The organism is Pseudomonas cichorii (genome assembly GCF_019719005.1).
GTDB classification, from domain to species: Bacteria; Pseudomonadota; Gammaproteobacteria; order Pseudomonadales; family Pseudomonadaceae; genus Aquipseudomonas; species Aquipseudomonas cichorii_E.
In genome coordinates this window covers 12,111-25,210 of record NZ_JAIGPJ010000039.1, presented here as the reverse complement: position 1 = coordinate 25,210, position 13,100 = coordinate 12,111, and the positions used below count along the sequence as shown (strand labels likewise).

13 protein-coding genes are annotated in these 13,100 nt (G+C 58.6%); 9 read left to right on the top strand and 4 right to left on the bottom strand.

What is annotated here, in order from left to right; genetic code table 11:
- Positions 1-37 precede the first annotated feature (37 nt).
- The gene (gene htpG / locus K5D32_RS21990) at positions 38-1,945 is read left to right on the top strand and encodes a molecular chaperone HtpG (RefSeq protein ID WP_221575966.1); all 1,908 of its coding nucleotides are present in this window, start codon (positions 38-40) and stop codon (positions 1,943-1,945) included.
- Positions 1,946-2,027: 82 nt separating this feature from the next.
- Positions 2,028-2,756 (top strand): dienelactone hydrolase family protein, encoded by a 729-nt coding sequence (locus K5D32_RS21985; RefSeq protein ID WP_221601824.1) that lies wholly within the window; start codon positions 2,028-2,030, stop codon positions 2,754-2,756.
- Between the two features lie 63 nt (positions 2,757-2,819).
- Here the strand turns inward: K5D32_RS21985 and K5D32_RS21980 are convergent, their stop codons facing one another.
- From K5D32_RS21980 to K5D32_RS21965, 4 genes are all read right to left on the bottom strand, one after another.
- Positions 2,820-3,674: a pirin family protein gene (locus K5D32_RS21980; protein WP_221601823.1), complete on the bottom strand. Its 855-nt coding sequence runs from the start codon at positions 3,672-3,674 to the stop codon at positions 2,820-2,822.
- Positions 3,675-3,773: 99 nt separating this feature from the next.
- Complete coding sequence (fabB, locus tag K5D32_RS21975; protein ID WP_198725206.1) at positions 3,774-4,994, bottom strand: beta-ketoacyl-ACP synthase I; 1,221 nt, start codon at positions 4,992-4,994, stop codon at positions 3,774-3,776.
- A 10-nt stretch (positions 4,995-5,004) separates the two neighbouring features.
- Positions 5,005-5,520 carry a 3-hydroxyacyl-[acyl-carrier-protein] dehydratase FabA gene (gene fabA, locus K5D32_RS21970; protein WP_198725204.1) on the bottom strand — a complete coding sequence of 172 codons (516 nt, stop codon included), beginning with the start codon at positions 5,518-5,520 and terminating at the stop codon, positions 5,005-5,007.
- Positions 5,521-5,742: 222 nt separating this feature from the next.
- Positions 5,743-7,644: an ATP-binding protein gene (locus K5D32_RS21965; RefSeq protein ID WP_221601822.1), complete on the bottom strand. Its 1,902-nt coding sequence runs from the start codon at positions 7,642-7,644 to the stop codon at positions 5,743-5,745.
- Positions 7,645-7,949: 305 nt separating this feature from the next.
- Here K5D32_RS21965 and K5D32_RS21960 point away from each other — a divergent pair, with 305 nt between their 5' ends.
- The 7 genes from K5D32_RS21960 (at position 7,950) to K5D32_RS21930 (ending at position 13,081) form a co-directional block, all read left to right on the top strand.
- Positions 7,950-8,975 (top strand): NAD(P)H-dependent glycerol-3-phosphate dehydrogenase, encoded by a 1,026-nt coding sequence (locus tag K5D32_RS21960; RefSeq protein ID WP_221601821.1) that lies wholly within the window; start codon positions 7,950-7,952, stop codon positions 8,973-8,975.
- Between the two features lie 25 nt (positions 8,976-9,000).
- Positions 9,001-9,345 carry a DUF4389 domain-containing protein gene (locus tag K5D32_RS21955; RefSeq protein ID WP_025260617.1) on the top strand — a complete coding sequence of 115 codons (345 nt, stop codon included), beginning with the start codon at positions 9,001-9,003 and terminating at the stop codon, positions 9,343-9,345.
- Positions 9,342-9,797, top strand: coding sequence for a phosphohistidine phosphatase SixA (sixA, locus tag K5D32_RS21950; protein ID WP_221575961.1), 456 nt, complete (start codon positions 9,342-9,344; stop codon positions 9,795-9,797). Before K5D32_RS21955 ends, sixA begins: the two co-directional genes overlap by 4 nt.
- Before the next feature lie 100 nt (positions 9,798-9,897).
- Positions 9,898-10,341, top strand: a complete 444-nt coding sequence (locus K5D32_RS21945) for a hotdog fold thioesterase (protein WP_221575960.1) — start codon at positions 9,898-9,900, stop codon at positions 10,339-10,341.
- Between the two features lie 121 nt (positions 10,342-10,462).
- The gene (locus K5D32_RS21940; RefSeq protein WP_221601829.1) at positions 10,463-11,272 is read left to right on the top strand and encodes an alpha/beta fold hydrolase; all 810 of its coding nucleotides are present in this window, start codon (positions 10,463-10,465) and stop codon (positions 11,270-11,272) included.
- Positions 11,269-12,123 carry an alpha/beta hydrolase gene (locus K5D32_RS21935; RefSeq protein WP_221601820.1) on the top strand — a complete coding sequence of 285 codons (855 nt, stop codon included), beginning with the start codon at positions 11,269-11,271 and terminating at the stop codon, positions 12,121-12,123. Before K5D32_RS21940 ends, K5D32_RS21935 begins: the two co-directional genes overlap by 4 nt.
- A gap of 139 nt (positions 12,124-12,262) precedes the next feature.
- Positions 12,263-13,081, top strand: coding sequence for a DUF4892 domain-containing protein (locus K5D32_RS21930; RefSeq protein ID WP_221601819.1), 819 nt, complete (start codon positions 12,263-12,265; stop codon positions 13,079-13,081).
- The last annotated feature ends 19 nt before the right edge of the window (positions 13,082-13,100 follow it).

The window sequence follows — 13,100 nt, the reverse complement described above, 5'->3', positions numbered from 1 at the left end:
GTGGCGGCTTATATCATCCACTTGGAGTTTGATGACCATGAGTGTGGAAACTCAAAAGGAAACCCTGGGCTTCCAGACCGAGGTAAAGCAGCTGCTTCACCTCATGATCCATTCGCTGTATTCAAACAAGGAAATCTTCCTTCGCGAATTGATCTCGAACGCCTCCGACGCGGTCGACAAGCTGCGCTTCGAAGCCCTGTCCAGTCCGGAGTTGCTGGAAGGTGGCGCTGAGCTGAAGATTCGCGTGACCTTCGACAAGGACGCCAAGACCGTCACCCTCGAAGACAACGGCATCGGTATGAGCCGTGACGATGTGATTACCCATCTGGGTACCATCGCCAAATCCGGTACCGCAGATTTCATGAAAAACCTGTCGGGCGACCAGAAGAAGGATTCGCACCTGATCGGTCAGTTCGGTGTGGGTTTTTACTCGGCATTCATCGTGGCCGATCAGGTTGAAGTATTCAGCCGCCGTGCAGGCTTGCCTGCCAGCGAAGGCGTGCATTGGTCCTCCAAAGGTGAGGGCGAATTTGAAGTCGCTACCCTCGAGAAGGCCGAGCGCGGTACCCGTATCGTTCTGCACCTGAAAAACGGTGAAGACGAGTTCGCTGATGGCTACCGTCTGCGCAACATCATCAAGAAGTATTCCGACCACATCGCCTTGCCGATCGAGCTGCCTAAAGAGCAGGCTCCGGCTGCCGAAGGTGAAGAGGCTCCTGAGCTGGAGTGGGAAACCGTTAACCGTGCCAGTGCGCTCTGGACCCGTTCCCGTTCCGATGTGAAGGACGAGGAATACCAGGAGTTCTACAAGCACGTTGGTCACGACTACGAGAATCCGCTGAGCTGGAGCCACAACAAGGTCGAAGGCAAGCTGGAATACACCTCGCTGCTGTACGTCCCGGCGCGTGCGCCGTTCGATCTGTACCAGCGTGAAGCGCCTCGCGGCCTGAAGCTGTATGTGCAGCGCGTATTCGTCATGGATCAGGCCGAGTCCTTCCTGCCCTTGTACCTGCGCTTCATCAAGGGCGTGGTCGACTCCAATGACCTGTCGCTGAACGTATCCCGTGAAATCCTGCAGAAAGATCCGATCATCGATTCGATGAAGTCCGCACTGACCAAGCGCGTGCTGGACATGCTGGAGAAACTGGCCAAGAACGAGCCTGAGCAATACAAGGGCTTCTGGAAGAACTTTGGTCAGGTGCTGAAAGAAGGCCCGGCCGAAGACTTCGCCAACAAGGAAAAAATCGCCGGCCTGCTGCGTTTCGCTTCCACTGGCGACGACAGCGGCGAGCAGAGCGTTTCCCTGGCCGAATACCTGGCTCGCGCCAAGGAAGGTCAGGACAAGATCTACTACCTCACCGGTGAATCCTACGCTCAGGTCAAGAACAGCCCGCACCTGGAAGTCTTCCGCAAGAAAGGCATCGAAGTGTTGCTGCTGACCGACCGTATCGACGAGTGGCTGATGAGCTACCTGAGCGATTTCGATGGCAAGGGTTTTGTCGATGTAGCGCGTGGTGACCTGGATCTGGGCAAGCTTGATTCCGAAGAGGACAAGAAGGCTCAGGAAGAGATCGCCAAGGAGAAGGAAGGCCTGATCGAACGCCTCAAGGCTGCCCTGGGCGAGTCCGTGAGCGAAGTCCGGGTTTCCCATCGCCTGACCGACTCTCCAGCGATTCTGGCCATCGGCGAGCAGGACCTGGGTCTGCAAATGCGTCAGATCCTGGAAGCCAGCGGCCAGAAGGTCCCGGATTCCAAGCCGATCTTCGAGTTCAACCCGTCTCACCCTCTGATCGGCAAGCTCGATCAAGAGCAGAGCGAAGAGCGTTTCGGCGACCTGTCGCACATCCTGTTCGATCAGGCGGCCCTGGCCGCAGGCGACAGCTTGAAAGATCCGGCTGCCTACGTGCGCCGTTTGAACAAGTTGCTGGTCGAACTGTCGGTTTGATCGCCGGTTGAAAGAAAACCCGCTTCGGCGGGTTTTCTGATTTTACGGTTTATCACTTCCCTTCAATGAGCAGGAGTCAGCAATGAGCAGCACTATTACTGTCCGTTCCGTGGTTTATCAGATTGATGGCCAGCCCTATGAGAGCCGTCTGGTATACGACGCGGCTGCAACCTCTGCGCGCCCGGGATTATTGATGGCACCCAACTGGATGGGCGTCAGCCAGGGCGCTGAAACCATCGCCAGGTCGGTTGCCGAACAGGGTTACGTCGTCTTGTTGGCCGACTTGTATGGCCAGAGCATTCGTCCGTCAAACAATGACGAGGCGGGCGCCGCCATGACGCCGCTCAAGAATGATCGCGCCTTGCTGCGCAAACGCATGCAGGTTGCTCTCGACCAGTTGCTGGCCCAGGGCGATGTTTCGCTGGATAAGAGCCGGATCGCAACCTTCGGCTTCTGCTTTGGTGGCTGCTGCTCCCTTGAGCTGGCGCGTACCGGCGCAGAACTGAAAGCGGCCATCTCCTTCCACGGCACCCTGGACACCCCGAACCCTGCCGATGCGAACAACATCAAGGGCGCAGTACTGGTATTGCACGGTGCTTCCGACCCGTTGGTGGCCAAGGAGCAATTGCCTGCATTCGAGGAAGAAATGAACGTTGCTGGCGTGGATTGGCAGTTGCACAGCTACGGCGGCGCCTTCCACTCGTTCACCGACCCGCACGCCAACGTGCCAGGCATGATGATGTACGACGCCAAAGTCTCGAAGCGTGCGTTCACTACCATGCATAACCTGCTGGATGAAGTGTTCGGTTAAGTCATACAGGGTTTTTCGCGACTGGAGTCGCTCCTGCCCGAGGAACGACTTCAGTCGCGAACCTCATCCAGGCAGTTCAATCCTGCCAGTTTCCCCCGGCACGATCGGCCAGTCTCCGCTGGCCCAGCGTGCTTTTGCCTGTTCTATCAGAGCCTTGTCGCTGGCCACGAAGTTCCAGTTCATACGGCGTGGTCCGTCAAGCGGTGCGCCTCCAATCAATACCGCATGGCAGTCGCTTTCTGCGCAGAGGTGCACTTCCTTGCCTGGGTCCAGCACCACGAGGCTTCGGGCTGTAACAGGCTCTCCATCCAGCGATGCTTCTCCCTCCAGCACGTACAGCGCTCGCTCCTCATGCTCGGCAGGGATCAGCAGGGTCGTGGCATTCTGCAGATGCAATTCGGCGTACAGGGTCGGTGAAAGCACGGCTACAGGCGAGGTCAGGCAAAAGCCTTTGCCCGCGATCATGCGGATGCTGATTCCTGGCGTCTCGCTGCATGGCAGGCTCTGCGCCGGGTAATAGCCATAATGGCCATTTCCCTGCTCGTGCTCTCTGGGCGATGCCAGCCAGGCCTGCAAGCCATGCAGGCGCGAGCCACTGACCATCAGGGAGGAGGGTGTGCGTTCGATATGGGCGATGGCGCTGCCGGAGGTCATCCAGCTGACATCGCCGGGGCCGACCAACTGGTCGCTGCCCAGACTGTCCTTGTGTTGTAGCTGGCCTTCAAACAGATAGGTCAGGGTCGAAAGGCCTATATGCGGATGCTGGCGAATATCCATGCCGCTGCCAGGCGCATAATCGGTTTCCAGCATGTGATCGAAAAATACGAAGGGGCCGACGCTTCTGCATCCGGCTGAGGGCAGTGGGCGCAGGATCGGTTGGCCTTCCACGTCTTCGGCACGTGGCTTGATGGTGAGCATTGGGCTTGTCTCTGCTGATCAGGGCAATGCCCAAGCATATCGCAGGCATGAAAAAGGCGCCTCGAAAGGCGCCTTTTCTATCACGTGGCGATGGGCGTATTACTTGCCCTGCCAGCGCTTCAAGACCAGCGTAGCGTTGGTGCCACCAAAGCCGAAGCTGTTGCTCATGACCAGATCGAGCTTGGCATCTTCGCGAGTCTTGAGCAGGATCGGCATGTCGGCGACAACCGGGTCCAGCTCGTCGATGTTGGCGGAACCGGCGATGAAGTTGTTTTCCATCATCAGCAGGCAGTAGATCGCCTCGTGTACACCGGCAGCACCCAGGGAGTGACCGGACAGGCTCTTGGTCGAACTGATGGCTGGAGCGTCGGTGCCGAAGACTTCACGAACACCTTCCATTTCCTTGGCATCGCCGACCGGAGTCGAGGTGCCGTGGGTGTTGAGGTAGTCGATCTTGCCGTCAACGGTGGACAGAGCCATCTGCATGCAGCGGATGGCGCCTTCGCCACTCGGAGCAACCATGTCGTAGCCATCGGAAGTCGCGCCGTAGCCAACGATTTCAGCGTAGATCTTGGCGCCACGTGCCAGAGCGTGTTCCAGCTCTTCGACAACTACCATGCCGCCACCGCCGGCAATGACGAAACCGTCACGCTTGGCGTCGTAGGCGCGCGAGGCCTTTTCCGGGGTTTCGTTGTACTGGGTGGACAGAGCGCCCATGGCGTCGAACAGGAACGACTGAGTCCAGTGCTCTTCTTCGCCGCCGCCAGCAAAAACGATGTCCTGCTTGCCCAGCTGGATCTGCTCGACTGCGTTACCGATGCAGTGGGCGCTGGTGGCGCAGGCGGACGAGATGGAGTAGTTCACGCCCTTGATCTTGAACGGAGTGGCCAGGCACGCGGAAACGGTGCTGCCCATGGTTCGGGTGACGCGGTAAGGGCCAACACGCTTGACGCCTTTTTCGCGCAGGGTGTCCAGGGCTTCCATCTGGTTCAGAGTGGAGGCGCCGCCGCTACCGGCGATCAGGCCGGTGCGCACGTTGGAAACCTGATCTTCGCTCAGGCCGGAGTCGGCAATGGCGTCTTTCATCGCCAGGTAGGCATAAGCTGCCGCGTGGCCGACGAAGCGGTAGATCTTGCGATCGATCAGTTCTTCGAGGTTGAGGTCGATGGAGCCGGAAACCTGGCTGCGCAGACCCATTTCGGCATATTCCGGGTTGAACCGGATACCAGGGCGGTTGGCACGCAGGTTGGCGGTGACGGTCTCTTTGTCATTGCCCAAGCAGGAAACAATGCCCAGACCAGTGATAACGACGCGGCGCATGCGATTACCCTTAGAAGTTTTCAGTGGAAGTGAAGACGCCGACCCGCAGGCCTTCGGCGGTGTAGATCTCGCGACCGTCGACAGTGACCGAGCCATCGGCAATGGCCAGGTTCAGCTTGCCTTTGAGGACGCGCTTGATCTGAATGTTATAGGTGACTTTCTTGGCGGTCGGCAGGACCTGGCCGAAGAACTTCACTTCGCCCGAGCCCAGAGCACGGCCACGGCCTGGCAGACCCTGCCAGCCCAGGAAGAAGCCGACCAGTTGCCACATGGCATCGAGGCCCAGGCAGCCCGGCATGACCGGGTCGCCTTCAAAGTGACAGGCGAAGAACCACAGGTCTGGATTGATATCCAGCTCAGCGACCAATTCACCTTTGCCGTACTTGCCGCCTTCCTCGCTGATGTGGGTGATGCGATCAACCATCAGCATGTTGGGGGCGGGCAGTTGCGCGTTACCTGGTCCGAACAGCTCGCCGCGACTGCAGCGCAGCAGGTCTTCCCGGGTAAAGGCGTGTTGTTTGGTCATGCGAGCTCCTCAATAATCTTTGTGCGGCAAGATGGGGCGCCACTGGCCCTATCGCCAGTCCTGGCGGACTAATTCGCCAGGACTCTGTCCGGCAGCCTACTCATAGACTGTTGCGTTGAAGTGAAAGTCACAGCGCAAGGGAAAATCAAGGTACACCTGTGCACTGAAATACGTCATCCGACCGATATCACTGGGCGGTTCGATCCCCAAGACTGCCGCAATTTAGCATTTATCGCCAGTCGCAGCCGCCCGAAAGGATAGCCAACGTTGTAAAACCTGCTGTAAATCAGCATGTTTGAAGGGTTTTGCCAGGTAGTCATTCATGCCCGCCTGTAAACAGGCGTCGCGGTCACCCTGCAGGACATTAGCTGTCAGTGCGATGATCGGCAACTCGCCGAGCCCCGAAAGTTGCCGGATTCGCCGGGTTGCCTCATAACCATCCATGACCGGCAGTCGGCAATCCATGAGAATCAGCGCGTAATTTCCTGCGGCGGCCTTGATGACGGCCTGTGCGCCGTCGAGCGCGATATCCACCTTGCAGCCCATGTTGTGCAGCATGGCCGTGACCACGGTGCGGTTGACCGGGTTGTCCTCCACCAGCAATACACAGCGTTCCTTGTTGCAAGAGTCGATACCCGGCAATGGCTGCGCCTTGGTTGCGGTCGTCATGCTGCACAGCGGCAGCGGGATCTGCAGGGTAAAGATGGAACCTGTGCCTTCTTCGCTCTGTGCCTGCAGAGTGCCGCCCATGCGCTCGGCAAGTGTACGGGCAATCGGCAGGCCCAGCCCGGTGCCGCCATAACGCCGGGAAATGGAACTGTCGGCCTGCTTGAAGGCATCGAACATGGACTCCAGTCGATCCGCATGAATGCCGATCCCGCTGTCGCGCACGGTGCATATGAAGCGCACCTGATCGTTGCCCAGGTTTTCCCAGCTCACTTCAATGCGCACGCTGCCGACTTCGGTGAATTTCAGGGCGTTGCCAATGAGATTGACCAGAATTTGTCGGATCCGGGTGGGATCGCCCACGACATTCAGCGACTCCAGGCCTGGCTGTATCTGCCGCTCCAGCAGCAGGTTGCGTTGCTGGGCGCTATGGATGAAGGCCTGTATCGAGGCGTTGACCAGCTCGGCGAGGTTGAAGGTGATGCCTTCGATCTGCAGGGCATCGCGTTCGATACGGGAGAAGTCGAGGATGTCATTGATGACCCGCAGCAGATGTTCTGTGGACTCGGTAGCCAGCGCCGAATATTCGGCCTGCTCATCAGTCATGCGGGTGGTTTCCATCAATTGCAGCATGCCCAGCACGCCATTCATGGGGGTGCGCAGTTCATGGCTCATCATCGCCAGAAAGTCCGATTTGGCCCGGTTGGCCTGTTCGGCTTCTTCCCGGGTCTGGATCAACTGGGCCATGGAGCGTTGTTGTTCGGTACTCGCTTTGTCCAGGTTCGAGGCCAGATTGTTGATGTGGCTGGCCAGCGCCCCCAGCTCGGCATCGTCACTGACGGGCAGAGGCGTGTGGTAATCGCCTTTCTGGATCGCCTTGAGGGCTTCGCCCATGTCGCTGATCGGTTGCGACAGGCTCAGGGCCAGCCGCCTGGCCAGCAGAAAGGTAAACAGAAGAGCGAACAGCGCCAGTATACCGGCCTTGAGCAGGATCTCCTGCTGGCGATGGCTGAACGCCTCGCTGGACATGCCCACCAGTACCCGGCCCAGATAGCTTTCCGAGGTCGCGATATTGTGGTTCGCGCCTGCGTGTTGCGAGTGAATGGGGGCCTGGAAGGTTTCCGTCTGCAAGGAGTGATTGGCGCTCTGATGCGGTTGCTCGATGTAGATCAGCACGTTGTTGTCGCTGTCCTGAATCTCCACATAGCGGACATTGGGCATGGACAGTGTGGCGCGCATCAGGCTTTTAAGGGTTTCGAGATCCCCGAGAATCACCCCGGTTTCCGACGCAGGCGCCAGCTGGTTGGCGATCAGTTGCCCGATATGATTGAGTTCCTGACGCAGGTCCTGAATCCGCACGAAGGTAAAGAAGCTGACCAGCAGGAATGTCAGGATCAGTGCAGGGCCCAGGCTGATGATCTGGGTACGGGTATTGATGTCCCAGTGACGCAGTTTCATTGGCTGCGTGCCTTCTGGGCCGTGTGGCAATCCAGGAAGTGGAGTGTGGCGTCCATGCTTCTGCGCTCTGTGGTTCGGGTCATAGCATTTGCATCGGCACAGCATAAAAGCCGTTTGCCACGATAATCCATGCTGCATCGGCGCATGTTAACCGAGATGACAGCGATTTCCATGGAACTTGTGTGACTTCAATGTGCTCAGGTCAATGATTGATGGTGTTTCTGAAAACGTTTGTCGCTGGCCGATGCGTCAGCGCTCCGTATAATGCGTCATCGCCAGTTGAATGGCCCTGGATGGATTGGTTTATGACCATACAGCAACCTGTAGCGGTTCTTGGTGGCGGCAGCTTCGGCACTGCCATTGCAAACCTGTTGGCACAGAACGGTCATCAGGTGCGTCAATGGATGCGCGACCCGGAGCAGGCTCAAGCGATTCGCGACAACCGTGAAAACCCTCGTTACCTCAAGGGCATCAAGGTCAGGCCTGAAGTCGAGCCTGTCACCGATCTCACTGCAACCGTCGAAGCGTGCGAGCTGATTTTCGTCGCGCTGCCTTCAAGTGCCTTGCGCACCGTGCTGGCGCCCCATGTCGAGCGTTTGAACGGCAAGATGCTGGTGAGCCTGACCAAGGGCATCGAGGCCCAGACGTTCAAGCTGATGAGCCAGATTCTCGAAGAAATCGTTCCCGATGCCCGCATCGGTGTGTTGTCCGGTCCCAACCTGGCCCGGGAAATCGCCGAGGATGCGCTGACTGCGACGGTGGTCGCCAGCGAAGACGAAGCGCTGTGCCAGCGGGTTCAGGCCGCGTTGCATGGCCGTACCTTTCGGGTCTATGCCAGTAACGACCGGTTTGGCGTCGAACTGGGCGGTGCGTTGAAAAACGTCTATGCAATCATCGCCGGTATGGCCGTGGCGCTGGGCATGGGTGAAAACACCAAGAGCATGCTGATTACCCGCGCCCTGGCTGAAATGACCCGCTTTGCGGTCAGCCAGGGTGCCAACCCCATGACGTTCCTGGGGCTGGCCGGTGTCGGTGACCTGATCGTGACCTGTTCCTCGCCCAAGAGCCGCAATTATCAGGTCGGTTTTGCGTTGGGCCAGGGCTTGACCCTGGACGAGGCCGTGAGCCGGCTGGGTGAAGTGGCCGAGGGCGTGAACACCCTCAAGGTGCTCAAGGTCAAGGCGCAGCAGGTTCAGGTCTATATGCCGTTGGTCGCGGGCCTGCATGCAATTCTTTTTGAAGGTCGTACGCTCAATCAGGTCATCGAAGCGCTGATGCGCGCAGAGCCAAAGACAGACGTCGACTTCATTTCCACCACGGGTTTCAACTGAATTCCATTTCATCAGGGAGAAGAGCTTGAACGAATCCAAAATCCAGAAGAACGAGTCGATCCTGTTGCGCATTCTGTGGATGCTGCTGTTCGTCATCGCCTGGCAGGTCGCGGAGATTGTCCTTGCAGGTGTTGTGCTGGTGCAGTTGGTCTATCGCCTGATTTATGGCGCACCCAGTGGCAGCCTGATGAACTTTGGTGACAGCCTGAGCCAGTTTCTGGCGCAGATCGGCCGTTTCGGGACTTTTCACAGCGACCAGAAGCCCTGGCCATTCGCCGACTGGCCGACGCCGCGTGCTCCGGATGGCGAGGCTGCGCATCGTGTCGATCCTGCACCGCATCCGGTGCGCGATGAAGAGCCAAAACTGTGAAGGTCTGGGTACTGCGCCATGGAGAGGCGCAATCCCGGGCGCGCAGTGATGCCGAGCGTGAGCTGACGGCCCATGGCCGCGAAGAGGTGCTGAAGAGCGCTGTGCATCTGCAAGGCAAGCCGCTGCAACGAATCGTCGCCAGCCCTTACGTGCGGGCGCAACAGACTGCCGAACTGGTTCGCCATGCGCTGGGTTTCAGCGAGCCGATCGTGACCGTACCCTGGCTGACTCCCGACAGTGATCCGCGTCAGGTCCTGAGTCATCTTGACCTTCAGGCTGACGACGACGTCCTGCTGGTCAGTCACCAGCCTCTGGTTGGCGCCTTGATCGGTTTACTGGAGCAGGGGAGCTATCAACACGCCCAACCCATGAGCACCGCCAGCCTTGCTGAACTGGAAGGCGAGTTTGCAACGGCGGGTGGCATGAGACTGTTGAGTGTTCGTCACGTTTGAATCACGGAGGTGTGTGGGAGCAAATTTATTCGCGAACAGCCCGTTTCGCGAATAAATTCCCACACAGCATGATTGAGTGCATCTATAAAAAGGATTGAACATGACCCTATGGCGTGAAACCCCCAATCTCGAAAGCCTCAATGCAGGCCAGAAGAACACCATTGGCGAAGTGCTGGATATTCGCCTCGACTCGTTTACCGAAGATTCCCTGACCGGCAGCATGGTGGTCGATCAGCGTACCCATCAGCCTTTCGGCCTGCTGCATGGCGGAGCGTCGGTGGTGCTGGCGGAATCCCTTGGGTCCATGGCCAGTTTTCTGGTGGTCGACAGCAGCAAGTTCTTTTGTGTGGGGCTGGAGGTCAACGCCAACCACCTGCGTGGCGTGCGAAGTGGTCGTGTAACGGGCGTAGTGCGTCCTGTTCATCTCGGTCGCACGACCCATGTCTGGGATATCCGCATCAGTAACGAGGAGGGCAAGCTGTGCTGCATCTCCCGCCTGACCGTCGCGGTCGTTCCCCATGGGCAGGAACCGCCTGCACGTTGAATGCCGACACTCCGGCCAGTTTTATGGCCGGAGTGTCACCTTCGATGGCACTTCCAATCGTTGCCGTAGCCCTGACGGGGTGCGCACAATCGTCACAGATTCGGCCATCGAGTGCGTCGGCATGTCGCAACATATCTTCTTTGCTCACGCCAACGGTTTTCCGTCGGCGACCTACGGCAAGTTGTTCTCCGCGCTGGCACCGGAGTACTCGGTTGCCCATCTGGAGCAGCATGCCCACGACCCGCGTTTCCCGGTCGATGACAACTGGCTGAATCTGGTGGATGAACTGATCCACCATTTGCGCGAACAACCGTCGCCAGTCTGGGGTGTCGGGCATTCACTGGGTGGTGTGCTGCACTTTCATGCGGCATTGCGCTGCCCGGAGCTGTATCGAGGTGTGGTGATGCTCGATTCGCCGGTCCTGAGTCTGGTGGATCAATGGATGATTCGCGCCGCCAAGCGTTTCGGTTTCATCGATCGCATCACGCCCGCAGGTCGTACCCTGGGGCGTCGCGAAGCCTTCAGCAATGCTGAAGCAGCCCGTGATTATTTCGCCAGCAAGACGTTGTTCCGCCGTTTTGATCCGGACTGTTTCGATGCCTATCTGCAGCATGGCCTGCAAGCCGATGGCGAACAGTTGCGTCTGCGTTTCGATGCGGCAACGGAAATCAGCATCTATCGCAGTATTCCGCACACCAGCCCCAAGCCGTCGCGACAGCTCAGCGTGCCGCTGGCCATGGTGCGCGGCAAGCACAGCCGGGTGGTATTGCCCCATCATGGTTATCAGGCCAGGCGTCTGCGAGACGGTGAATACCTGTCGATGCCAGGCGGGCACATGTTTCCTCTGGAGCGGCCCACCGAAACAGCGCAGATGCTCAAGTTATTGTTTACCCGTTGGGACGCCCGACGCATTGAGGTCACTGGCCCATGAGCCATGCAGTAGAAGAAGTTCGCCTGAGTCTGGGGCATATCGAACTGGCCGCTCATCTGTTCGGACCTGAAGACGGGCAGCCGGTGATCGCCTTGCACGGCTGGCTCGATAACGCCAACAGCTTTGCCCGGCTGGCTCCGCGGCTTGAAGGTCTGCGCATCGTTGCGATGGACCTGGCAGGCCATGGTCACTCCGATCATCGTCCGGCAGGGGCGAGCTACAATCTGGCTGATTATGTAGTTGATGTGCTGCAGGTGGCTGAGCAGTTGGGCTGGCAGCGCTTTTCCCTGCTGGGGCATTCGCTGGGGGCAATCATTTCGGTAATTCTGGCGGCTTCGATGCCTGAACGAGTGCAGCGTCTGGCCCTGATCGACGGGTTGCTGCCGCTGACCGGCGAAGCCGACGAGGCAGTGAATCGCATGCGCATGGCCATCGAGGCGCAACTGGCCTTGCCCGGCAAGCAAAAGCCGGTGTACCCGGATCAGGACCGCGCAGTAGAAGTGCGTATGAAAGGCATGGTGGCCGTCAGTCGTGAAGCGGCGCAATTGCTGGCCCAGCGTGGACTGATGCCGGTGCCCGGCGGTTACACCTGGCGCAGCGACAGTCGCCTGACCTTGCCCTCGGCCATGCGCTTCAGTCATCAGCAGGCCATGAATTTTGTCGCTGGAATCCAGTGTCCGACACAATTGGTAATGGCTGAAGACGGAATGCTGGCCAGGAATCGGGAGCTGTTGTCAGGGCTGCCATTTCAGGTCAAAAGCTTGCCCGGCGGGCATCATCTGCACTTGAATGACGAAGAGGGCGCAGGCTCTGTTGCAGACTGTTTCAATCGCTTCTTCGCTGCGCCTTGACTTGCAACAGGCAACTGTCGACGCTGCAAGGATCGAAACAGGAGTCAGTCATGATGGACCAACCTATTGCCTTGTATATTCGCCTCAGTGGCGACGTTGTCCATTCCATTTCATCCCTTGCAAGTTGATGAGAGCATCCATGCGTTTATCCCGTGCTCCATTTGTCATGCTGGGAGCTTCACTGTTCAGCGCTCTGGTGTCTGCCGCGGATGTGCCGGACAGCCACGATCTGAGCATCGTGCCGCGTCTGGCTGACGCGGAAATAGTCGATTACCGGCCTGCTGCCGAACTGGAACGTGTCTACCCGATGGGGTCGATCCGCAAGATCAGCGGCCAGTTGCGTTTTGACGGTCAGGTCAACACCCGTGGCAGCCTTACCTCGGTTACCTATCAGTTGCCTGTCGAACACACGTCCGATGAAGCCTTCACGGCTGCCCGTGAAGCCTTGCAGCAGAAGGGTGCCGAGCTGTTGTTCTGGTGTCAGGCCCGCGATTGCGGCGAAAGCAGCCTGTGGGCCAATGATGTTTTTGGCAACTCCAAGCTTTATGGTGCCGATGACAGGCAAGCCTATCTGCTGCTGAGACTGGCCGAGCCTGACAGCGAAACCCTGGTGGCCCTGTACGGCATCACTCGTGGCAATCGCCGCGCTTACCTGCATGTCGAGCAATTCACGGCCGCCGCACCTCTGGGCGAATTACTGCCGACGTCCGCCACCTTGCTACGCCAGCTCAGAAGCACCGGCAGGCTGGATCTGCCACGGCTTGGTGGCGAGCCCGAAGAGCGCTGGGTCACTCTACTGTCTCGCGGCCTGAATCTGGACAGCACCTTGCGTGCCACGGTTTCGGGTGCCCATGCCGATGCATGGCGCGAAGCACTGGTTGCCAAGGGCGTGCGCACGGCACGATTGGAGACGGGGAGTGTCGATAAGGCAGGGCTTGTGATCGAAGTGATCCGCTAGTCTCTCTGTACAAGCCGTT

Excerpts from the sequence above, each read along its gene's own strand:
- htpG (WP_221575966.1), top strand. The coding sequence starts at position 38 with ATGAGTGTGGAAACTCAAAAGGAAACCCTGGGCTTCCAGACCGAGGTA.
- K5D32_RS21985 (WP_221601824.1), top strand. The coding sequence starts at position 2,028 with ATGAGCAGCACTATTACTGTCCGTTCCGTGGTTTATCAGATTGATGGC.
- K5D32_RS21980 (WP_221601823.1), bottom strand. The coding sequence starts at position 3,674 with ATGCTCACCATCAAGCCACGTGCCGAAGACGTGGAAGGCCAACCGATC.
- fabB (WP_198725206.1), bottom strand. The coding sequence starts at position 4,994 with ATGCGCCGCGTCGTTATCACTGGTCTGGGCATTGTTTCCTGCTTGGGC.
- fabA (WP_198725204.1), bottom strand. The coding sequence starts at position 5,520 with ATGACCAAACAACACGCCTTTACCCGGGAAGACCTGCTGCGCTGCAGT.
- K5D32_RS21965 (WP_221601822.1), bottom strand. The coding sequence starts at position 7,644 with ATGAAACTGCGTCACTGGGACATCAATACCCGTACCCAGATCATCAGC.
- K5D32_RS21960 (WP_221601821.1), top strand. The coding sequence starts at position 7,950 with ATGACCATACAGCAACCTGTAGCGGTTCTTGGTGGCGGCAGCTTCGGC.
- K5D32_RS21945 (WP_221575960.1), top strand. The coding sequence starts at position 9,898 with ATGACCCTATGGCGTGAAACCCCCAATCTCGAAAGCCTCAATGCAGGC.
- K5D32_RS21940 (WP_221601829.1), top strand. The coding sequence starts at position 10,463 with ATGTCGCAACATATCTTCTTTGCTCACGCCAACGGTTTTCCGTCGGCG.
- K5D32_RS21935 (WP_221601820.1), top strand. The coding sequence starts at position 11,269 with ATGAGCCATGCAGTAGAAGAAGTTCGCCTGAGTCTGGGGCATATCGAA.
- K5D32_RS21930 (WP_221601819.1), top strand. The coding sequence starts at position 12,263 with ATGCGTTTATCCCGTGCTCCATTTGTCATGCTGGGAGCTTCACTGTTC.